The 21,499-nt window shown below is 71.7% G+C and carries 18 protein-coding genes; 10 read left to right on the forward strand and 8 right to left on the reverse strand.

Going from position 1 to position 21,499, the window contains the following annotated elements; translation table 11 throughout:
• Window positions 1-58: 58 nt before the first annotated feature.
• From O0S08_RS37915 to ltrA, 3 genes are all read right to left on the reverse strand, one after another.
• The gene (locus O0S08_RS37915) at window positions 59-355 is read right to left on the reverse strand and encodes a hypothetical protein (RefSeq protein WP_269034347.1); all 297 of its coding nucleotides are present in this window, start codon (window positions 353-355) and stop codon (window positions 59-61) included.
• Between the two features lie 287 nt (window positions 356-642).
• Entirely contained in the window at window positions 643-1,260 is a 618-nt protein-coding gene (locus tag O0S08_RS37920) for a hypothetical protein (RefSeq protein ID WP_269034348.1), read from the reverse strand.
• Between the two features lie 131 nt (window positions 1,261-1,391).
• Entirely contained in the window at window positions 1,392-2,819 is a 1,428-nt protein-coding gene (ltrA, locus tag O0S08_RS37925; RefSeq protein ID WP_269032840.1) for a group II intron reverse transcriptase/maturase, read from the reverse strand.
• A gap of 1,009 nt (window positions 2,820-3,828) precedes the next feature.
• Here ltrA and O0S08_RS37930 point away from each other — a divergent pair.
• The 5 genes from O0S08_RS37930 to O0S08_RS37950 all read left to right on the forward strand — a co-directional run bounded on the left by O0S08_RS37930 (window position 3,829) and on the right by O0S08_RS37950 (window position 9,132).
• On the forward strand, window positions 3,829-5,853 hold the full coding sequence (locus O0S08_RS37930) for a hypothetical protein (RefSeq protein ID WP_269034349.1): 2,025 nt from the start codon (window positions 3,829-3,831) through the stop codon (window positions 5,851-5,853).
• Window positions 5,854-5,923: 70 nt separating this feature from the next.
• Window positions 5,924-6,718 carry a mechanosensitive ion channel domain-containing protein gene (locus O0S08_RS37935; RefSeq protein WP_269034350.1) on the forward strand — a complete coding sequence of 265 codons (795 nt, stop codon included), beginning with the start codon at window positions 5,924-5,926 and terminating at the stop codon, window positions 6,716-6,718.
• A gap of 154 nt (window positions 6,719-6,872) precedes the next feature.
• Entirely contained in the window at window positions 6,873-7,586 is a 714-nt protein-coding gene (locus O0S08_RS37940) for a metallophosphoesterase family protein (RefSeq protein WP_269034351.1), read from the forward strand.
• Between the two features lie 40 nt (window positions 7,587-7,626).
• The gene (locus tag O0S08_RS37945; RefSeq protein WP_269034352.1) at window positions 7,627-8,379 is read left to right on the forward strand and encodes an AraC family transcriptional regulator; all 753 of its coding nucleotides are present in this window, start codon (window positions 7,627-7,629) and stop codon (window positions 8,377-8,379) included.
• Window positions 8,380-8,772: 393 nt separating this feature from the next.
• The gene (locus O0S08_RS37950) at window positions 8,773-9,132 is read left to right on the forward strand and encodes an Mpo1-like protein (RefSeq protein WP_269034353.1); all 360 of its coding nucleotides are present in this window, start codon (window positions 8,773-8,775) and stop codon (window positions 9,130-9,132) included.
• Between the two features lie 190 nt (window positions 9,133-9,322).
• On the opposite strand, the gene O0S08_RS37955 is transcribed toward O0S08_RS37950, so the two are convergent.
• Window positions 9,323-10,054, reverse strand: a complete 732-nt coding sequence (locus tag O0S08_RS37955) for a metallophosphoesterase (protein WP_269034354.1) — start codon at window positions 10,052-10,054, stop codon at window positions 9,323-9,325.
• Between the two features lie 142 nt (window positions 10,055-10,196).
• On the opposite strand from O0S08_RS37955, the gene O0S08_RS37960 reads away from it, so the two are divergent.
• Window positions 10,197-11,318: a hypothetical protein gene (locus O0S08_RS37960; protein ID WP_269034355.1), complete on the forward strand. Its 1,122-nt coding sequence runs from the start codon at window positions 10,197-10,199 to the stop codon at window positions 11,316-11,318.
• 40 nt (window positions 11,319-11,358) lie between these two features.
• Here O0S08_RS37960 and O0S08_RS37965 read toward each other — a convergent pair whose 3' ends face one another.
• Complete coding sequence (locus tag O0S08_RS37965) at window positions 11,359-12,918, reverse strand: hypothetical protein (protein ID WP_269034356.1); 1,560 nt, start codon at window positions 12,916-12,918, stop codon at window positions 11,359-11,361.
• Window positions 12,919-13,779, reverse strand: coding sequence for a hypothetical protein (locus O0S08_RS37970; RefSeq protein ID WP_269034357.1), 861 nt, complete (start codon window positions 13,777-13,779; stop codon window positions 12,919-12,921).
• 698 nt (window positions 13,780-14,477) lie between these two features.
• Between O0S08_RS37970 and O0S08_RS37975 the strand changes: the two genes are divergently transcribed.
• Window positions 14,478-16,142, forward strand: coding sequence for an alkaline phosphatase D family protein (locus O0S08_RS37975; protein ID WP_269034358.1), 1,665 nt, complete (start codon window positions 14,478-14,480; stop codon window positions 16,140-16,142).
• Between the two features lie 87 nt (window positions 16,143-16,229).
• Here O0S08_RS37975 and preA read toward each other — a convergent pair whose 3' ends face one another.
• Window positions 16,230-17,522 carry an NAD-dependent dihydropyrimidine dehydrogenase subunit PreA gene (gene preA, locus O0S08_RS37980; RefSeq protein WP_269034359.1) on the reverse strand — a complete coding sequence of 431 codons (1,293 nt, stop codon included), beginning with the start codon at window positions 17,520-17,522 and terminating at the stop codon, window positions 16,230-16,232.
• Window positions 17,523-17,559: 37 nt separating this feature from the next.
• Window positions 17,560-18,882: an FAD-dependent oxidoreductase gene (locus O0S08_RS37985; protein WP_269034360.1), complete on the reverse strand. Its 1,323-nt coding sequence runs from the start codon at window positions 18,880-18,882 to the stop codon at window positions 17,560-17,562.
• Window positions 18,883-19,048: 166 nt separating this feature from the next.
• On the opposite strand from O0S08_RS37985, the gene O0S08_RS37990 reads away from it, so the two are divergent.
• From O0S08_RS37990 to O0S08_RS38000, 3 genes are all read left to right on the forward strand, one after another.
• The gene (locus tag O0S08_RS37990; protein WP_269034361.1) at window positions 19,049-19,924 is read left to right on the forward strand and encodes a PASTA domain-containing protein; all 876 of its coding nucleotides are present in this window, start codon (window positions 19,049-19,051) and stop codon (window positions 19,922-19,924) included.
• 394 nt (window positions 19,925-20,318) lie between these two features.
• A complete protein-coding gene (locus tag O0S08_RS37995) occupies window positions 20,319-20,609 on the forward strand; it encodes a heavy-metal-associated domain-containing protein (RefSeq protein ID WP_269034362.1) in 291 nt (96 codons plus the stop codon).
• 85 nt (window positions 20,610-20,694) lie between these two features.
• Entirely contained in the window at window positions 20,695-21,486 is a 792-nt protein-coding gene (locus O0S08_RS38000) for a methyltransferase domain-containing protein (RefSeq protein ID WP_269034363.1), read from the forward strand.
• The last annotated feature ends 13 nt before the right edge of the window (window positions 21,487-21,499 follow it).

Below are 21,499 nucleotides of genomic sequence, written 5' to 3' on the forward strand. Positions count from 1 at the left end.
GAGCAGCATGTCACGAAGGACATGTCCCATTCGACACGCCATGCGCGTCGAGCCCAGCTCAGTCGCAGTCGCAGGCCTGGTCGCACTGGTAGCCGTACGCCCACGCGTCGACCGCCACCGTGTAGCGCCCCGAGCCGTCGAGGCGCACGCTTACCCGCGTATCGCCGCCGCAAGGCCGCCCGGCGCGGCGCTCGGCCTCCTCGCGCGACACCTCGACGTGCACCACCCCCCGCATCGCCGGCAGCGTCACCGAGAAGCGACCGCGACGATCGCTGCGGAGCTCGCGGCCGCCGACCCGCACCGCCACACCACCGCCAGGCCGCCCGTGGATCGCCGTCGTCCCCGTGATCGTCACGTCCTCGGCCGCCGCCGTCGGCGTCGGCGTCGACCAGCTGGACCTGCGGATCGTCGAGCCGCCACACCGGCGCCTGCACGACCGGCTCGGGCGCCGGCTCCTCACGCAGCGCCTCGGCCTCGACCGCGGGCGCGACCTCCGGCGGCTCCGGCGGCTCAGGGATGGCCGGCGGCGCCCAGCACGAGACGAGCCCGAGACCCAGGAAGGCTCGAAACCATGTCTCGATCGACATGCCCAGAAAGTCATGTCTCATACAACATGCCCCTTCGAACCTGTCTCTCGAGCATTCACCGCGCCTTCGCCAGCACGGCCGCCATCTGCCCGTCGTCAGCGTAGAACTCCGCCACCCCGCTGCAGTCCGCGATCGACTCCGCCAGCGCGCCCGGGTGGTGGACCCCGTGAGCCAGCAGGTGAGCCAGGCGGCCCTCGACCTGCGGGCGCGAGCGTGGCGTCACCAGCTCGAGCAGCCCGGCGTCCAGCAGCGCAGCCACGATCGCGGCCGCTCGGCGATCGGCCGCGTCGTCCGGCTTCGCCTCGTCCTCGATCTCGTCCTCGTCCTCCTCCACCTCGAGCCCGAGCAGCGCCGACACGTGGGCCAGGATGTCCTCCGCGGTGTCGCGCGGGTCATCCTCCTCCACCTCGTCCTCCTCGTCGTCCTCGATCACCTCCCCGTATTCGTCCTCCTCGACCTCCTCGACCGGCAGCGGCTCCTCGTAGCAGTGCACCGCCGTCGCCGAGATCACCACCACCAGCTCTGCCGGCGAGACGAAGCGGAGCTCCTGGTCGTCACGACCGCCGACGATCGAAGCCACCGGGAACGCCTCCGACACCGACTCCGCCACCATGACCGGATTGACCCGCAGGTCCGCCGGGATCTCCATCGACTCGAGCAAGCGCCGTGACACTGGTAGATCCTACCCTTCCTTCGGTCTTGCCGAGTACGGCTGTTGCCCCGGAGGAAGGGCAGGACCCCCGTTCAAACCGTGCATGCGGATTTCCCGCACACGGCTTACCGGTGGACTTTCGGGCCGTTGCATTACGCTGCCTCCGGGTACTGCACGGTCCCCCGCAGACGATGGAGGCCGTGGTTGTGGAAGAAGTCGCGTGTCCAGACCTTGGCCTCCCCCGCGTGGAGATGTCGACCTTTGCGCTTCACCATGAAGGCGCGGAGTCGACTCCATACGTAGGTGTCGATCTGGTTGAACTTCGCGGCGGCGTTCCCGGTGAGGAAGTAGTTGGCCCAGCCGCGCAGCACCGGATTGATGTCGCGGATGATCACCCGCACATCTTTGACCCCGTGGCGGTTACGACCGGTCAGCTCCTTCACACGCTGTCGCACCCGCGTCAAGCTGCGCGTCGAAGGCCAGCGCTGGAGGAAGTACGCTCTGCGGCGTTCCTTCTCCCAGATCGGACCGGACATGCGCTTACGCAGGTGACAGCCGAGGAAGTCGAAGCCTTGCCGTCCCCGGCTCAGCTCGACGCGCCTCGTCTTCTCGGGATGCAGCTCGAGTCGAAGTCGACGCAGGATCTCGCGGACCCTGACCTCGGCCTCCTCGCACGCCTTCCTGGTCCTGCACAGGATCACGAAGTCATCGCAGTAGCGCACGAGCTCGCCCAGGTGGGCGTGCCGTCGCTGCCACAACTTGTCGAGGACGCCGAGGTAGATGTTCGACAGCAGCGGTGAGATGACCCCGCCCTGGGGTGTCCCCGAGAGCATCGCCGTCACCTCGCCGTCTTCCATCACGCCGGCTTCGAGCCATTGCCGCACCAGCTTGAGGACCCTTCGATCCGAGATCCGCATCTCGACGAGCTTCATGAGTCGCTCGTGATCGATGCTGCCGAAGTAGTCGCGGATGTCGGCGTCGAGCACATGGTTTCCACCTCGCGCTCCCAACACGCGCAGTCGCTCGAGCGCCTGCGTCGCGCTGCGCTTCGGCCGGAAGCCATACGAGCACGGAAGGAAGTCCGCCTCGAATATCGGCTCCAACACCAGCTTCGCCGCCATCTGCACCACTCGGTCCCGGACTGTCGGGATCCCCAGCGGCCGCTTCTTCCCGTCCGCCTTCGGGATGTACCGCCGCATGACCGCGCTCGGCCGGTACGTCCCCGCCTCGAGCTCTGCACCGATCTCTTCGAGGAAGCGATCGACGCCGAGCTCTTCCACCTCGGCCAGCGTCTGGGCATCGATGCCCGCTGACCCCCTGTTCTTCTTCACCCGCCTCCATGCTTCCTTCAGGACGTCACGCCTGAAGATGCGGTCGTACAGCGCATGGAAACGTCTACCCGGATGCCGCTTGGCTGCGGCCCACAGTCGGCGTCGAAGTTCTCGCACTTTGTCACGCGGCCTGCGCCGCGTGGGGTTGTTGGGACCTGTCCTGCAGGCCATGCCCTCGCGCTTACCTTCTTCTCCGACACGACCACCCCAGGGGCCCTTCCCTCCGGCGGCGTTGTTCTGCGCCGCCATCGCCGGTACTACGACCCCCTCGGACTCCCGCTGCACAGCGCTCGACTTCGCCTTCGGCTTATACGAGCCACCTTGCCCCGACACGGGCCGTGCAGACGGGCCTCTCCTGTTCCGCATCGCTCCTTGAACGCGTGCTGCGCCCCCTACCCCGGGTGGACCCCCCGCGCTTTCTGTTCCGGACTCGTGCGCGGTGGACGTGGCCTTCGCCGCGAAGTGATCGGCTCGGCTCCCCCATTGTTTCTCTGACGAGGCTGCAGGCTTCACTTGATGTTGCGGCCCGCGTTCTTGCTCCCTCCGTAGAGGCTCTTGACGCCCCGCTCGGGCCGCGAGGATCTCTCCTCGCGCCTGGGGCCTGCTACCGGGCGCTCCGGCGCTTACCCGGACGGGACTTTCACCCGCTGGAACGGTGCAGCATGACGCGGCCGACCCGCCCCCTCCGGGGTCCTGCTCGTCCGTGTCTTCAGGACGCACCACCGCCGCAGCATAACTCGGTCTTCCCGTCGCGATCCATCGACCGCCCCGAGCTGTCCCATCGGCCAGACTTCACGGCAGAAGCGGCCGCGACCTCATCAAGCTCTGCAGGTCGACACAAACACCGCTCAGCCGGGGCCCGGAAGGCTGGCCGCTCTACGCGCCGCCGCCACCGCTCGGCGCCGCGCGATCGCCGACTCGATCCCCGCCCCACGAACTCGCGGTCATCGGCGGCGTCTCCGCCTGCAACTCGCTTACGAGGCGATCGCCATCCAGCAAGCTCGAGCTCGCCGAGCCACTCCGTCGCGCCCTCGGCGTCGCGCGTCACCGGGGCGTCGCGAGGGTCCGCTGGCAATTCAATTGTGCGCCGACCTCACCGGCGCCCGCCATGTTGCAGCATCCCTCCGGCGATCCTCCTCTGGACGCCCGGGATAGCGATGAAAACACCGTTCCGAACGCAGCGCGAGCTCGCCATCAGGCCTCCTCGCAAGGGTGCAGAGCCTGTCGCCGCCGATCGGCCGCCCGTTATCCTGCGACTGTGTCACGCCGGTCGCTCGCCCTCGTCCGCACCGTCGCCGTCGTCTCGCTCGCCGCATGCACGGGGTCCCGGGGCGACGACACCGACGGCTATGCCGGCACCGCGGCGCCGACCGGCAGCACCGGCGACCCTGCGCCGACCACCGGCGAGCCGACCACCGGCGACATCGTCCCCGAGGTCGACTGGCCGACCCTCGAGTGCGACCCGCTGGTCCCGACCTACTGCGGCTTTCCGTTCCCCTCCAACGTCTTCACCGTCGCCGACCCCGCCGCGCCGACCGGCCGTCGCCTCGCCCTCTCCGGGGCCCTGATCCCCGACAGCGCCCACGGCGAGCCCGCGCAGCCCGACCTGTGGAACCGCTCCGACGGCTTCTCGCCCGGCCTTGCGCTCATGACTCATCTGCCGGGCGCCACCATCGGCGGCCTGCCCGGCCCGTGGACCCTCGAGGCCTCGCTCGCTGCCGGATCACCGACCGTCCTCATCGACGCCGAGACCGGCGAGCGGATCGCCCACTTCGCCGAGCTCGACATGTCGCACGACGACGACGAGCGGCGCGCCTTCATGCTCCGCCCCGTCGTACGCCTCGCCGACGACCGCCGCTACATCGCCGCCATCCGCGGCGTCGTCGACGTCGACGGCGACGTCTTGCCGCCCTCGCCCGCGTTCAAGGCCCTGCGCGACGTCGAGGCCTTCGACGACCCGTCGATCTCTGCGCGCCGCGGCCTCTACGCCGACATCTTCACGCGCCTCGAGGACGCCGGCGTCGCCCGCGACGACCTCCAGCTGGCCTGGGACTTCACCACCGCCAGCCGCGAGAACAACACCGCCGGCCTGCTCAAGATGCGCGACGAGGCGCTCGCGCTCGTGGGCGACGACGGCCCGGCCTACACCCTCACCCTCGTCGACGCCGAGCACCCCGACCCGCACGTCGGTCTCTACGTCGAGGGCACGATGACCGTCCCGCTCTACCTCGACCAGCCGGGCCCGGGCGCCCACCTCGTGCTCGGCGACGACGGCCTGCCGAGCCAGAACGGCGCCGCCGAGTTCGACTTCACCCTCGTCATCCCGCAGAGCGCCTTCACCACCCCGGCGACGCCGCTCCAGTACGGCCACGGCCTGCTCGGCTCCGGCCGCGAGGAGGTCCAGGACGACTACCGGCTCGAGTTCGCCGACACCTACGGCTACGCCCTGTTCGCGGTCGACTGGATCGGCATGGCCGCCGACGACTACGTCCCGATCGCCGCCTTCGTCGACGAGGGCGACCTCGAGCAGTTCGCCACCCTCGTCGACCGCCTCCACCAGGGCATCCTCAACGCGCTGCTCGCCATGCGCCTCGTCAGCGGCGCCTTGGTCGACGACCCGATGCTCCAGCCGATGGGCCAGCCGCTGATCGACCCGAGCGAGCGCTACTACCACGGCAACTCGCAGGGCGGGATCTTCGGCGCCACCTACATGGCCCTCAGCACCGACGTCGAGCGCGGCATGCTCGGCGTCCCCGGCCAGCCGTACAACCTGCTGCTCGACCGCAGCGAGGACTTCGACGAGTTCTTCGTCCTGCTGAAGGGCGCCTTCCCCGACGCCATCGATCGCCAGATGGTGCTCGCGCTGTTCCAGATCCTCTGGGATCGCACCGAGCCGACCGGGTACAGCCACACCATCCGCACCGACAACCTGCCCGGCTCGCCGCCCAAGGAGGTCCTGCTCGAGGTCGCCATCGGCGATCATCAGGTCAGCACTCTGGGCGCCCACGTCATGGCCCGCGCGATCGGCGGCGTCGCCAGCATCGCCCCCGAGAACCGCGCGATCTGGGGCATCGACAGCGCCGCCGGGCCCTACACCGGCTCCGCCATGGTCGAGTACGACTTCGGCCTCGCCCCCGAGCCCACCACCAACATCCCGGCCTCGGACGGCGAAGATCCGCACGGCAAGCCGCGCAGGCTGCCCAGCGCCGCGCAGATGCTCGACCAGTTCCTGCGCACCGGCGTGGTCGAGACCTTCTGCGACGGGGCGTGCGACCCCGAGTGAGCGCCAGCGAGCGGCCGTCGCGCGCAGGCTTCATCCTCCGCGGCGATCCGTGGCATCCTGGCCGGGACGCATGCTCGAGGCTGTGGCCATCGACCCGCTGAGCGCCTCCACCTCCCTGATCGGCCGCCTGTTCCCGGTGGTCTATCTCGGCGGCCTGATCGCCCTCGGCCTCCTGGTCTCGTTCGTGCTGCGCAAGCTCGCCACGGTCGAGACCTTCCGTCAGGTCCACCCGTGGATCCCGCTGCTCCACCTCGCGGTGTGGGTGCCGCTGGTGTGGCTGCTGCAGCACCGCTTCGTGCCCGCGGCCAGCAGCGCCGACTGGTGGTCGCGCGGCCTGTGGCTGCTCCTGTTCGCCGTCGCCGGGCTCCCGTGGCTGCGCAGCGTGTTCCTCGGGGTCGTGTTCGCCGTCGAGGCCCGCTACAAGATCGGCGACGACCTGCGCGTCGGCGACCTCGAGGGTCGGCTCATCGGCGTCGGCCTGCGCGCGATCACCCTGCGCGGCCTCGCCGGCGTCGACGCCACCATCCCCTACGAGCGCCTGCTCCGCGAGCCGGTCGTCCGCCTCAACCTCGGCGAGCACGACACTCCCTGCGACCTCACCCTCGACGTCCCCGCCGGCCTCGCCCCCACTCGCGCCGCCGAGCTCGCCCGTCAGGCCGCCGCCCTCAGCCGCTACGCCTCCCCGCGCCGCTCCCCCGAGGTCTTCCTCGCCCCGCGCCAGGGCAGCGCCCTCGACCTGCAGCTGCGCGTCCGCGGCTACCTCTACGACCGCGAGCACGACGACCGCTTCCGCAGCGACCTCGTCGAGCGCCTGCACACCGCCTTCACCGCCGAACTCGAGGCCGCCGCCCGCCGCGCCCTGTGACCTCGCCCCGCTCGCGCGCTCCGTGGGTCTCGCACGCCGTGACTTCCACTCGCGCCCGCGCTCCACTCTTCCTCACTCACGCTCGCAGTGACTTTCACTCGCCGACTTCGTGACCACTCGCCCCGTCGCTCGTCGCGCCTCGTGACCCTCGCCCATGCGGCTCGCCGCGCTCAGTGACTTCCACATCGGCGCGCGCGCCGGCATGGACGAGTTCCGCCACGACGAGGGCGTCTTCCTCGAGCGGCTCGCCCGCGTCGTCGACACTCACGACCGCGTCGTCCTCGTCGGCGACATCTGGCAGACCGACCACGCCCTCTTCACCGGTCGGCGCGCCGCGGCCCGTCAGCTCCAGCTCGCGCGCCGTCGCCTGCCCCGGTTGACGCGCGCCCTCGACCGCCTCGACTACGTCCACGGCAACCACGACTTCATCGCCCGCGACGAGCTCGGCGCCCCGTCCGAGCTGCAGCTCGACGCCGACGGCTGCCGGGTCCTGTTCCTCCACGGCCACCAGTACGACCCCGTGTTCGCCCGCGCCTACGCGGCCGCCCGCGCCGCCACCTGGTTCACCGGCCGCCTGCGCCGCGCCGGCCTCGGCCCGGTCGCCCACTACTTCGAGCAGAAGGACATCGCCATCAAGCACCGCCGCTTCGGCCACGCCGCCGGCCCCTACGCGGCGGCCGCCCGGGCGCTCATGCGCGAGCGCGGCGCCGACATCGTCGTCATGGGCCACACCCACGTCGCCCACGCCCATCACATGTCCGAAGGGACAGTCGTCAACACCGGCACCTGCGCGGGCGGCCGCTTCACCGTCGTCACCGTCGACACCGCCGCCCGCGCCGTCACCATCGCCCACGACCCGCCCGCGTGACCTGTCCCCGGGGACAGCCTCACTCTCCCCCCCGCCTCGCATGCAGCTGCCCGCCGTCACGACCTCCGGCGTCTGGCCCCCGGTGCTGGTGACCGCCGGCCCTGGCGGGCGCAGCGACGCCCACGCGCACCACGCCATGCACCTCGTGCTCGCCCGCGCCGGCACCCTCGCGGTCACGGTCGAGGGCGCCACCGTGCGGGCCGCCGGCATCGTCACCGCGCCCGACAGCGAGCACGCCCTCGACGCCCGCGGCGTCGACATCGTCCTCGTCTTCTTCGACCCCGAGAGCGACGCCGGCGAGCGCCTGCGCGCCGGCCTCGACGCGCCGGTGCGCCAGGTCGAGCCGTCCGAGCGCGACGCCCTGCTCGCCGACCTGCCCGCCGACCCCGGCTCCGAGCCCCTCCACGCCTGGGGCCACGCCGCCGCCGAGCGCCTGTCCCGAGAGACAGCTGTCCCGAGAGCCATCCACCCGCGCGTGCGCAAGCTGCTCCGCGCCCTCCGCGGCGCCGAGCCCGAGGCCGACACCTCCTTGCCGGCCCTCGCCGCCCTCGCCGGCCTGTCCGAGGGCCGGCTCGTCCACGCCTTCCGCGACTCGGTCGGCATCCCCCTGCGCCCCTACCTCCTGTGGCAGAAGCTGCAGCGCGCCGTCGTCGCCATGGCCACCGGCGAGCCGCTGGCCCGCGCCGCCCACTCGGCCGGCTTCGCCGACGCCGCCCACATGAGCCGGACCTTCCGCCGCATGTTCGGCATGACCGCCTCCGAGCTGCAGCGCAGCCTGCCGCGCCCGCCGTAGCGCACGCCCTCGCCCCGCCTTCGCCCGCCCGCTGCTGCCCATCCCGGTCGCGCACGCAGCCTCCGAGGTCGAGCAGCGGCGACCGCAGGCGCGCCGCACCGTCACGGCAGCGAGTCGCGCAGCGATTCGCCCGTGACCGTCGCGCCCTCGGGTACAGCGACCGGCCACGTCGAAGTCCGGGCGGGCGACACTACGGACGGGGCGGGCGCTCGTGAACGCCGCTGTCGCTGTGCTCCCTCGCGGCCATGGTCCAGTCCTGTCGGGTCGGATCGACCCTCCGGGCACGAGCGCGGCAGGCGTTCGAGCCGTCCGCCGCCCCGCCCTCGCCGGCTCGGGGTCGATCGTAGCCAGTCCGTTCAAGCCGCCCGTCGGCCCCCGCGGTACACCCTGCGCATGCGCCCCGACCTCCTCGCCTGGCAGTTCGAGCACTACTCCCTGAACCACGCCGACCGCACCAACCTCGCGCTGCACGCGGTGTCCGCCCCGCTGTTCGTACTCGGCCTGCCCCTGTCCATCCTCGCCCTCGCCACCGGCCGCTTCGCCCTCGCCGGCGCCGGCCTCGCGCTCGCCGTCCTCGCCATCGCCGTCCAGGGCCGCGGCCACCGCCGCGAGCAGCACGCCCCGGCCCCGTTCCGCTCGCGCGGCGACCTGCTCGCGCGCCTGGTCGCCGAGCAGTTCGTCACCTTCCCGCGCTTCGTCCTGTCCGGCGGCTTCGCCCGGGCCTGGCGGGCCGCCGGACGGCATGGCGTTTAGTACATGTCCGACAGGACATCCCCTCGCACCACGCGCCTCGGCCGAGCGCGCCGGACCCCTGCAGCTCGGGTTCGCCCGCCTCGTCGCCGAGCAGTTCGTCGAGTCGCTCCGCGACGCGCAGCTCCGAGCGAGCGCCCCGTCGAGCCGCCCCGATCGACCCCGGCTCACCTGTCCCGAGAGACAGCCGACCTCAAGCCCCGCGCGCCGGCACCTGCTCGACGCGGTCGTCGTCCTGGCACCACGCAGTCAGCGGCCCGCCGTACACGCAGCCCGAGTCGAGGCCCATCGTCTTCGGCCCGCGGTAGTGCCCGCGCCAGGCCCAGTGGCCGTGGATCACCATCGGCTCGCCGCGGTAGAACTCGTCCCACGGGCGGTACGGGGGCGGGCACTCCTCGGCCTTGCGGTCGAACTTGCTGCGCTCGCCCGACGCGGTGCAGCAGCGCACCCGCGTCATGAACGACAGCTCCGGCGACTCCAGCCACGCGTCGTCGTGCGCGGCCCCGTTGACCCTCGCCGCCAGCGCGTGCAGGTCGGTCCAGCGCGGGTGCAGGCCGGCGTGGACCGCCCACACGTCCGGTCCCTTCGAACCTGGCCCTGCGGGCAGGAATTGCAGGGCAGACATGGCCCGCAGCCGGGCGAGCAGCTCGGGCCCCTCGGGCGCGGCGAGCAGCGGCCCGAGCGTGTCGTGCTTGCGCGGCCATCGCCCGGCGGCGACCAGCAGCGCGTAGACGTCGTGGTTGCCCACCACGCCGCGGCCGCCGACGTCCCGCCACAGGCGGAGCGCCGCGAGCGAATCCGGCCCGCGATTCACCAGGTCGCCGAGGCACCACAGCTCGTCCGCCTGCGGGTCGAAGCGAATCTTCCGGAGCAGGTCGTCGAACTCCCGGGCGCAACCTTGCAGGTCGCCGATGAACCACCGCATCGTGCGTGCATTGTAGCCGCCTTCCCCCACGTCGGGAGGTGAACGCCGCGGAAGACCTCGCAGGCAGCGGAGCGCCGCGGAAGACCCTTGCCGGCGAACGAGCTCGGCTGTTATAGGCGATCGCGGGAGGCTATTTCCCCGTATGCGATCCGTTTGTTCGAGCTCCCGCGGCCCTGTCCGCGTCCTTGCCGCGCTCGCAGTCACCCTCGCGGCTTGCGGTGACGACGCCGGAACCACCGCCACCGCCGGCACGCCGACCACCGCCCCGACCACCCTGCCGCCCCTCACCAGCACGACCACCGAGCAGGGCACGACCACCGAGCAGGGCACCGGCACCGCCACCGAGACCAGCGGCCCCACCACCTCGACCGGCCCCCTCCCGACCACCGGCGACACCGGCGGGATCAAGCTCGACCTCGGCCAGCCCGACTTCCCCGGCGACCCGACGGCCGACACCGACGCCGCCAAGGGCTGCACCGCGGTCGACCTGCTGTTCGTGATCGACAACTCGGTGTCGATGGGCAAGCACCAGGAGGACCTGAGCGCGGTCTTCCCCGACTTCGTCGACGCCATCATCGCCGCCCTGCCGCCCGGCACCGACCTCCACGTCGCCCTGACGACGACCTCCTTCTACGACGGCAGCTGCTCCGAGAGCACAAACAACTGCGTCAGCCAATCGAGCGAGCAGGAGATCCTCCAGCACTACGTGGCGCCGCCGGCGACGACCACCGAGAACGGCGGCCAGGGCCGCCTGTTCGAATGGCAAGGTCAGCACTACTTCGCGCTCGACACCGACGACGACCCTGCCGCCCTCAAGGCCTGGTTCACCGCGGCAGCCACGGCCGCCGGCGAGACCGGCTGCTCGTTCGAGATGCCCGCCGCCGCCGCCGGCTGGGCCGCCGACCCGGCCACCGCGCCGACCAACGCCGGCTTCATCCGCGACGCCGGCGCGGTGCTGGTCGTCTTCGTCCTCACCGACGAGCCCGACAAGTCGCCGGAGCCGGTCAGTCAATGGGTCGACAAGCTGGTGGCGGCCAAGCAGCAGTGCGGCGGCATCGACTGCATCCTCGCCTCCGGCCTGGTCCCCGGCTTCTGCTACGACAACCCCGGCGACTCGACCCTGAAGACGTTCCTCGAGTCGTTCTCCGCCCCGCCGTTCACCGGCGACATCGACGGCGACCCCAGCGACTACGCGATGGTGGTCGGCGACGCGCTGGCAGGGGTGATCCAGGAGAAGTGCGAGCAGATCGAGCCGCCAGGCTGAGCCAGCGATGCCGGCACCTCTTCGCCGGTCGAGGGGCAGCTCAGAGCGCGAGCGACAGCGCGTCCTGCACGTACAAGTCGTCGACCTCGCGCAGCCGCTCGAGAAAGCGAGACGCGTCGAGGCCGAGCTTGCGACAAGCCTTCAGCAGCGCCAGGTGCACGGCCCACGTCACCCGCGGCGGCGCTTCCAGCAGCGGCAACAGCCCCGCGAGCTCGCGCGTGGCGTGCAGCTCGATCAGCGCGTCCACGGCATGATGGCAGACCGACTCCCGCGAGTCCTCCGCCGCGCGCTCCGTCAGGAACGGTACGGCTTCGGACGCCGGAGCGTGGGCCACGTAGGTGGCCAGCGTCTCGTAGGCGTGCGTGCTCGTGACCCACGGGCGATCGAGGTGCTCCCGGGCGCACCGCGCCGCGGCAGCGCTCGGCATCGTCTTGCCGAGGGAGTACATCGCGCTCTTCACCACTGTGAACCGCGCGTCGCCGGTGAGGCGGATCAGCGCCTCCTGCTCTCCCCACGCCGCGAGCAAGTGCCCGCACGAGCTCCGCACCAGGGGGTCGGGGTGCTCGACGAGGAAAGGCACGAGGCGCGCTCGATCGGCCGGACCGACGAGCGAGGGGCTCGCCCGGAGTCGGCGCACCTTCTCGTCCCATGCGCCGTCGACATCGGCGAGGTCCCGCATCAGCCGCCTCGCGTCGAGCGGCTGGCGCACCGGCGTCGCGCTCGCAGGCGGCCGGTAGGAGTCGGGGAGCAAGTCCTCCTCGGTGAGCGCGAGGATGTCCCAGACGGGCTTCATCCAGGCCATCAATGCCTCTCGTCGCGCACCCTCGGCCTTGTGGAGCGTGTGCGAGAACGGCGCGCCCAGCCCGCAGATCGCGTCGTCGGCCGCCTTCCCGCGCTCGCCCCCCGCCGCGCGCATCTCGGCGAGGCCCAGCAGGACCCGCCGGCTCGGATAATACTCCAGCGTCTTCGCGGCTGCGACGGCCACGGCGTCGTCGGGATCGTGGATGGCCCGCAGCAAGGGCTCCTCCGCGGCGACCGGCTCGTCCCAGATCAGCACCTCCGCGGCGGCCTCGCGCACCTCCGGGTCCGCGTGCGCGAGCGCGGCGATCTTCAACGCCTGGAAGCGCGGCGGCTCGAAGTCCCAAGCCATCGTCTGAATGGCCTCGAGATGGAGCGGGTGATCGGGAGCCGCCGCGATGGCCGCGACGAGCTCCGCGTGCCCGTGATCCATGGCCAGCACCGCATGCCCCTGCTCGACCCGATCGCCGTCGCGGAGCAGGGCCGGGAGCGTGGCGCGATCGACCGCGTCGCTCGACCGCAGGATCCACGCGGCCGCGCGCCGCAGCATCTCGGGTCGCGCACGATCGGCGAGGATGGCCGCCAGCGGCGCCTCCGCGCGCGGATCGGCGAGGATCTCCAAGGTCGTGGCGATCTCGTCGCGCTCGTCCGGATCGAGATCGTCGGCGACGAAGCGCGCGAGCAGCCGCGCGGTCCAGGACCGATCGTGAGCGTCGCGGATCTTCGCGTGAGGGATGACAGCGCCGGCCATGGAGGCCCAGAGCTTAGGGTCTAGTCCCGACCACGCCAACCGATCGCGCACTCACAGCCCGACGCCCACGCCCAGCGACGCCGCGTAGCCGCTCCGCGCCTCGCCCGGCGACTGCATCGGCGTCGCCCAGATCTCGCTCGCAGTGAACGCCGCGAACAGCGACACGTAGCCGATCTGCTTCGGCCCCGCGCTGCGTCCGATCATCACGTCGAAGGTCACGCGACCGTCGAGGCGGCCGCCGCCGAACTGCCGGCCGGCGATGGTCGTCCGCACGTCGCCGACCCACGCCAGCGCGAGGTGCCGGCGCGGATGCGCGTAGATCGCGAGCTCCGCCCCCGCCGTCAGCTGGGCCACCGCGCTGCGGCTCCCCAGCTTCTGCGCCCCGACGACGCCGTCGAGCGCCGCCCCCGCCAGCACCGCGAACGACTCGGGCCGCGTGCGCACGAGCAAGCCCGCGCTCCCGCGGAGGGCCGCGAGGTAGTGATTGCCCTCCGCGCTGTCGCGCAGGTGCACCGCGAACCGCTGGTCGAGCTGCACCTTCCCGTACGGCGACACCCGCGACGCCAGCGCGCGACCGACACCGATCCGCACCACCCCCTCGGCCCCGACAGCGAAGCCACCCGCGCGCGACGGCTGCCCCTCGCCCGCGCGTCGCGTGCCGCCGACCTCCAGCGCCAGGAACAGCTCCGGCGTCAGGAACCGCAGCCCGCGGCCGAACCTCGGCTTGGCCGACGCGAAGCCGGCCAGCCGCCCCTGCACGCCGCCGAGCCCGGTCACCGTCGTCTCCACGTCGTCCTCGCTCGCAGTCTCGACCTCGCGCCGACCCCAGCGCACGGCCCCGCCGACGCCGAAGTAATTGGTCCACATCTGCGTGTCGCGCCGAAGCGGCGCCTGGGATGTCCCGGAGGACATGTCGTCCTCGTTCTCTGCCTGGGAGGCCCCATGCGCCTCCATCTGCGTGTCGCGGCGAGGAGGGCGCTCCGCGTGGGATGTCCCCGAGGACATGTCTTCCTCGTTCTCTGCCTGGGAGGCCTCATGCGCCCCCCTCTGTGTGTCGCCCTCGGGCCGACGCGCCGTCTGGTATGGCCCCGAGGACACGTCTTGCTCGCTTCCAGACTCTGTCCCTGAGGACACATCCTCATTGCTCGCCGAACCAATCCTCGAGGACATGTCCTCGGGACCATCCTCTCTGCGAGTCGTCACCTCCGCGCTCCCCTGCCCGCCGGCACCTCCAGATCGCCCCTCGCGCGGCTCCACGCCGACTTCGTTGGGTACCACGGCTTCACGTCCGTCCGCCCCAGGCTCGCTCGCGCGCGACGCCTCCCCGCGCACTTCATCCAGCCCCTCGACCGACCGCCCTGGCGCAGGGCTCGCCGTCGCCGCCGCGCCCGCGATCATCCACATGGCCCAAAGGACAGCCTCTGAAAGCTCGCCGCTCATCCGCCCAAAAAACTCGCGGCGCGGCTGCGCCGGCTTGTAGCCGCAACTTTACCGTCCGTCGTCTCCCGCGAACGCGCGCCGGCGCGGGCGAATGCGCGCGATGACGTCTCCTTCACGACAGCGTCACCGGTTTGCAACGACTTCGCCTTCCGCTCTACGATCGAGCGCGCATGAGCACGCTTCGTCCGCCCGGCCTCGGCCCGATCGTCGGCCACACGACCGACCGTTCCTGTCGCCTGTGGATGCAGGCGGCCACGCTCGACGATCCGCGCAAGATCGTCGCCGACGAGGACCGGCGGACCGTCGGCGTCCTCGTCGTCATGCAGAAGGGCGAGCACGTGATCCCGGCGCCCGTGCGGCCGGTGTTCTACTTCCGTCTCCAGCGCGAGTTCGATCGCACCGGCACCTTCATCCTCGGCCTCGAGGCCGGGCTCGGCGGCACCACCCCCGTCTACGCGCTCGAGCCCGACACCACCTACCGCGTGCGGCTCGCCTCGCTCGCGCTCGACGACGCCGAGGACAACGAGCTCCGCGCCGGCGACCAGGAGCTCGCGGCCACCCTGCCGAACCCGCAGGTGTGGGCGGCTCAGGCCGAGCGCCTGCCCGACGTCGCCTGCGAGGCCGTGTTCCGCACCTGCAGCCCGCGCAGCGCCGCCGCCCCGGCCTTCTCCTTCATGCTCGGCTCGTGCCGGTACCCCGGCCTGATGTGGAAGATCAAGGAGTCCGACCGGATCTTCGGCCCCATGTTCGACGAGCTGGCGGCCGAGAAGCTCGGCGCCAGGCCCAGCCTCGTCGTCATGTGCGGCGACCAGATCTACGCCGACGCCTTCCACCGCGCCGTCCCGGTCGGCCTCGCCGACACCCACGCCGAGTTCACCGACCGCTACCAGCAGGCGTTCGGCTCGTTCAACATGCGCAGGCTCTTGCGACATGTCCCGACGTACATGTGCCTCGACGACCACGAGATCGAGGACAACTGGTCGCAGGACCGCCTGAAGAAGACGGGCAAGAAGATCCTGTTCAACCTCGCGATCGGCTCGTACATGAGCTACCAGTGGAGCCACTCGCCGCGCAATTACGGCAAGCGGCTCTACTACAGCTTCGTCAGCAGCGGCTACCCGTTCTTCGCCCTCGACTGCCGCACCCAGCGCTACATGGACGACGTCCCGGACACGGTCGACGACAACCACATGCTCGGCCGGCCCTCGCTCGACCCGGACGAGCCGAGCCAGCTCGACGTCCTGTGCCAGTGGCTGCGCGACCAGCAGGCCGACCGCGGCAACGTGCCCAAGTTCATCATCAGCTCCAGCGTGTTCGCGCCCAACCCGGTGTTCGCCATCAACGGCGCCAGCGTCGCCCACCTCGAGAAGACCGACGCCTGGCCGGCCTTCCCGCACACCCGGCGGGTCCTGCTGCAGACCATCGTCGACAGCAAGATCCAGAACGTCGTGTTCCTGTCGGGCGACGTCCACAGCGCCTCCGTCGCCCGGCTCGACTTCAGCGGCGACGGCAGCGAGGCGCTGCGCGCCTACTCCCTGGTCTCTTCGGCGTTCTACTGGCCGTTCCCGTTCGCCGACGGCGACCCTGCCGAGTTCGTCCACGACTCCCGCGACCCGCGGACCCCCGACACCTTCGAGATCCGCCCCGGCGTGACGATGGACTACCGCGCCTGGAACTTTTGCAACGACGACAACTTCGCGCGGATCACCGCCGAGCGGGCCAGCCACACCCTGACGATGGAGCTGATCGGTCGCGACGGCGCCCCGATCCGCACCAAGGGCCCCTACAAGAAAGACGTCGACCTCACCAGCCGGCTCGACCTCGCCCCCTGGTGAGCGCCGAAGGGCATGTTTGTAAAAGCATGCCCCTTGTACCCGGTCGCTACGGACATGTCGCCGGGGACATGTCCTTTATAAAAGACCTCAGTGCGCGCCCTTCTTCGGCCGCAGCGGCTTGCCCTCGGACACGAACTCGTTCCAGGTCGCCGGCTTGAAGCCGTTGTCGACGGCGGCCATGGTGATGCAGTCGGGCACCGGGCAGACGATCTGGCACAGGTTGCAGCCGACGCACTCCGACTCGTCGACCACCGGCACGCGGGTGCCGGCCTCCTTGGGCGCCGGGTGGATGCACTGGTGGGCGCCGTCGTGGCAGGCGACCACGCAGGCGTGGCAGCCGATGCACTTGGCGGGGTCGATCTTGGCCACCGTCTCGTAATTGAGGTCGAGCTCGCCCCACTCGGAGAACTGCGGCACCGCCTTGCCGCGCATCTCCTCGATGGTGGAGAAGCCGTGCGAGCGCATGTACTCGGTGAGGCCCTCGATCATGTCGCCGACGACGCGGTAGCCGCGGAGCATGACCTCGGTGCACACCTGGACCGACGAGCAGCCGAGCAGGATGAACTCGACTGCGTCGCGCCAGTTGGCGACCCCGCCGATGCCGCTGATGGGCAGGCCGAAGTCGGGGTCGCGGGCGAGGCAGCCGATCATGTGCATGGCGATCGGCTTGACCGCCGCGCCGCAATAGCCGCCGTTGGTCGACAGCGAGGCCACGCGCGGCTCGGGCACGAAGCGGTCGATGTCGACGCCGATGAGGCTCTTGATCGTGTTGATGAGCGAGACCCCGTGGGCCCCGCCGCGCTTGGCGGCCAGCCCGTGCGGGTTGATCTCGTCGACGTTGGGCGTCAGCTTGACCAGCACCGGCACGGTCGAGAACTCGACCGCCCAGCTGGTGATCGTCTCGTTGAGCGCCGGCTCCTGGCCGACCGCCGAGCCCATGCCGCGCTCGCACATCCCGTGCGGGCAGCCGAAGTTGAGCTCGAGCCCGTCGGCGCCGGCGTCGATGGCCCGCTTGATGATGTCGCGCCACTCGTCGCGCGTCTCGACCATCAGCGACACGATCACGCCGTGCTTGGGGTAGCGCTTCTTGACCTCGGCGATCTCGCGGAAGTTGACCTCGAGCGGGCGGTCGGTGATGAGCTCGATGTTGTTGAAGCCGATCGCGCGGGTGCCCTTGAAGTGGAGCGCGCCGAACCGCGACGACACGTTCTGGATCGGCGTGCCCAGCGTCTTCCACACCGCCCCGCCCCAGCCGGCGTCGAACGCTCGCATGATCTGCGCGCCCGAGTTGGCGGGCGGCGCCGAGGCGAGCCAGAACGGGTTGGGCGTGACGATCCCGCCGGTGTTCGAGGTCAGGTCGACAGATGTCCCGAAGGCCATGTTACGTGGGTCCTTTCAGGCCCGGAGGGCCGTGCGGCTACTTGCTCGCGCCCGTCGTGAGCGCCCGATCGATCGCCAGCGCCGCCCGCTTGCCCTCGGCGACCGCGTTGACGACCTCCTTGCCGCCGTTGGCGCAGTCGCCCCCCGCGAACACCCGCGGGTGGCCCGTCGCCCCGTCGGCGTCGACCACCAGCCGCCCGCCCTCGAGCTGCACCCCCGCGAGCCCCGCCACCAGCTCGCCCAGCCGCGCCTGCCCGATCGCCAGCAGCACCAGCTCCGCCGGCACCTCGAACACCTCGCCCGGCAGCGGCCGCTTGTCGGCCCCGAGCTTCACGCAGCGCAGCCCGGCGACCCGCCCGCCGCGATCGAGGTACGCCGTCGGCTGCGTGTGCCACAGCGCCCGCACGCCCTCGACCTTGGCCGCCTTCCACTCGTGTTCGTAGCCGCTCATCGCCGCCTCGTCGCCGCGGTACAGCATCGTCACCTCGGGCACCCCGAGGCCGACCAGCTCGCGCACCGCGTCGACCGCAGTGTTGCCGCCGCCGACCACCACCGCCCGCTGGACGCCCGCGAGGTCGACGCGCCCGAGCTTGAACTTCTCGATGAACGCGACCGCCCCGTCGATGCCCGCCAGCTCCTTGCCGGGGACGTCGAGCGTGCGGTCGGCGCCGAGGCCGACGCCGATGAACAGCGCGTCGTGGCGGGCCAGCAGCGCGTCCCAGGTGACGTCGCGGCCGACCTGGACCCCGGACTCGACGGCGATCCCGCCGATGCCGAGCACGTAGGCGACCTCGGCCAGGGCGTCGTCGGCGCGCAGCTTGTAGGGCGCGACGCCGGTGGTATTGAGCCCGCCGAGCCACCTGCCGGCGTCGTAGATCGTGCACGCGTGGCCGCGGCGGCGCAGCTCGTGGGCCGCCGCCAGCGAGGCCGGCCCGCCGCCGACCAGGCCGACCGAGCGGCCGCTGTCGGGGCCCGCCTCGAAGTAGCGCCAGTCCCCGGCCAGCGCCGCGTCGGTGGCGTAGCGCTGCAGGCGACCGATGGCGATCGGCGGCGCGTCCATCTCGTTGTACACGCAGCCGCCGACGCACAGCACCTCGACCGGGCACACGCGGGCGCAGCTCATGCCGAAGATGTTGGCGTCGAGGATGGTGCGGGCCGAACCTTTGAGGTTGCCGGTGGAGATCTTGCGGATGAACTCCGGGATATCGATGCCGGTCGGGCACTTCTGCACGCACGGCGCGTCGGCGCAGTAGAGGCAACGATTGGCCTCGGCGAGCGCCTGCGCCGGACCGAGCGCGGGCTTGAAGTCGCCGAAGCCGGCCTCGGAGCGGTCCTCGGGGAGCGTGCGTGGATCGACCATCGGGCCGACGAGCATACACCCGCCCGCCGGCCCGCGCGCCTTTTCTCGCGCCGCGGGCCCGACCCCGACTTCGCGGGGCGGCAGGCGCCGGCCCGGGACCTGCGCACAGGCCCCGGCAGCTTCGGCCGGAGCGGCCGCAGGTGCCGCTGCACGGCCCGCCCGACCCGTGAAGTCTTTGCGGCCAGGCCGCCGGCCGGGGTATGCTTCACACGAGCCCCACGCCCGCGCGGACGCCCATGAACGACACCGTCAAGATGTTTTTGATCTCGCTGATTACGGCCGTCCTGGTCCAGGTGCTGCTGGGGCCGCAGATCCAGCGGATGCAGCAGCAACAGCACCAGGGCGCCGCGCCGGTGGCCGTGGCGCCGCAGCCGGTGCAGCCGGCGCCGCAGCCGACCCCGCAGGCCCCGGCGCAGCCGGCTCCGCAGCTCCGGCTGAGGCGGCGATTCCCGCGCCGGAGTTCGTCGGAACGACGATCAAGGACGCCCGCAAGATCGCCGTGTCGCAGAGCATCATCATCATCCAGGACGGCGACCGCGAGGCGCCCGACAAGACCCCCGGCGAAATTCTCGAGCAGAACCCGCCCGCCGGCACCATGCTGACCAGCACCCGCGAGATCCGGGTCATCGTCGCCCGCGCCCGCGAGGCCAAGGTCCCCAACCTCGTCGGCAAGCCGATCGTCGAGGCCAAGTCCACGCTCGAAGGCCTGGGCGTCGAGTTCACCGAGGTGCAGAAGGACTCGAGCAAGACCCCGGGCACGGTGCTCGGCCAGAAGCCCGCCGCCGGCGTCAAGGTCCAGCCGGGCACCAGCGTCGAGCTGACGATCGCCGCCCTGCCCCTCATCGAGGTGCCCGCCGTCACCGGCAAGTACCTCAACAAGGCCAAAACGGTGCTCAAGGACTCGGGCCTCGACGTCGGCGACGTCAAGCGCGTCGAGCACGAGGAGCACGGCGAGAACTACGTCCTCAAGCAGGACCCCGCCGCCGGCGCCAAGGTCCCGTTCGGCACGACGATCACCCTCACGGTGGTCGCCCCCAACTGATCCTCCCGGCCCGCCGCCCCAGCGAACCGCCGCCGCACCCGCGCCGGCGGTTTGCTCGCTTTCGGGGCTCGCGGACCGCCCGCAGCAGACGTCGCCCTCGACCGCAGACGCTGCGCGCCGACGAAGGCATCCTTCGTCTCTACTGCGATCGCCACCAGGCCGAATGTGGCGGCGAGGAAGGCGGCGGCGAAGGCCCAACCCCGGCGAAGAGGGCGGCGGCCGCCTCCCGTGGGGCGTCGCCTTGCGCCCCGCTCGCCTGGCACTCCACTGTGACGAACCGCGGACGTTACTCGCCGCCCTCCGGCAGCCGCCGCCCTGCGTCCCCGCGCTCCGCTGCGACGAACAGTCGTCCGGCTCGCGCGGGCCGGGGTTTTGCGCTTTACTCGCCTCGCTCATGCGCTGGATCGCCGCCCTCGTCCTCACCCTGACCGCCGCCTGCGCCGGCGAGCCCGAGCTCCGCACCACCCACTTCGCGGTCGGCGGCATGGTCTGCCACTCGTGCGAGGAGGGCATCTGCGCCGCGGTCCGCAAGCTCGACGGCGTCGAGGCCTGCTCGGCCGACCACGCGGCAGGCGCCGCCGAGGTCCGCCACGACCCGGCGCGCGCCCCGGCGGACGCGATCGCCGCCACCATCACCAAGCTCGGCTACACCGCCGCGCCGGCCGACCCGCCGCCCGCGCCTTGAGCTGTCCTTCGGGACCTGTCCTTCGGCGCCTGTCCCTTCGCACCTGTTCGACCCGACCTGCCCCCAACGACCTGGCCTCCACGACATGTCCTTGCCCTCCGAACTGTGCTGCCCGGCCTGCCGCGGCCCGCTCGACGTCGAGGGCGTCGGCGCGGTCTGCCGCGGGTGCGACCGGCGCTACCCCGGCGACCGCGGCTACCTCGACTTCCTGCCCGACCTCGGGGCCGCCGGCGAGGGCCTGGGCCCGCGGCTGATGCACAGCCGGGCGCTGGCCCGCGTGTACGAGCGGCTGTGGCGGCCCTTCTTCGTCACTGTCGCGAGCAACGGCCTGCCCGACTACCGGGCCGAGTTCGAGGCGGTGCTGGCGGCGCTGGCCTCGGCCGAGGGCGGCGCGGTGGTCGACCTCAGCTGCGGTCCGGGCTTCACCGGGCGCAAGCTGGCCGAGTCGGGCCGGTTCGCGCGGGTGTTCGGGCTCGACTGGTCGCTGGCCATGCTGGCGCGCGCGGCCGCCGACAACCGCGGGCGGATGCGGCTGGTCCGCGGCGACGTCGGCCACCTGCCCTTCAAGACAGGCAGCATCGACGGCGTGCACGCGGGCGCGGCCTTCCACGTGTGGCCCGACCCGGCGAGCGCGGTCGCCGAGGTCGCGCGGGTGGTCCGCCCGGGCGGGGCGTTCGTCGCCAGCACCTTCGCTCACACCGAGGGTCTGCGGCGCACCTTCGAGTCGGTGGTCTCCGCCGTCGGCCAGTTCCACGTGTTCGAGGTCGACCAGCTGCGCGGCATGCTGAGCGCGCACGGCCTGGTCGACTTCGACTGCGAGCGACGCGGCTCGCTGATCCTCTTCTGGGCCCGCCGGGCCGGGGCCGCCGCCGCGTGAGCGCTCCTCGACC

The organism is Nannocystis punicea, from assembly GCF_026965555.1.
Lineage (GTDB): Bacteria > Myxococcota_A > Polyangia > Nannocystales > Nannocystaceae > Nannocystis > Nannocystis punicea.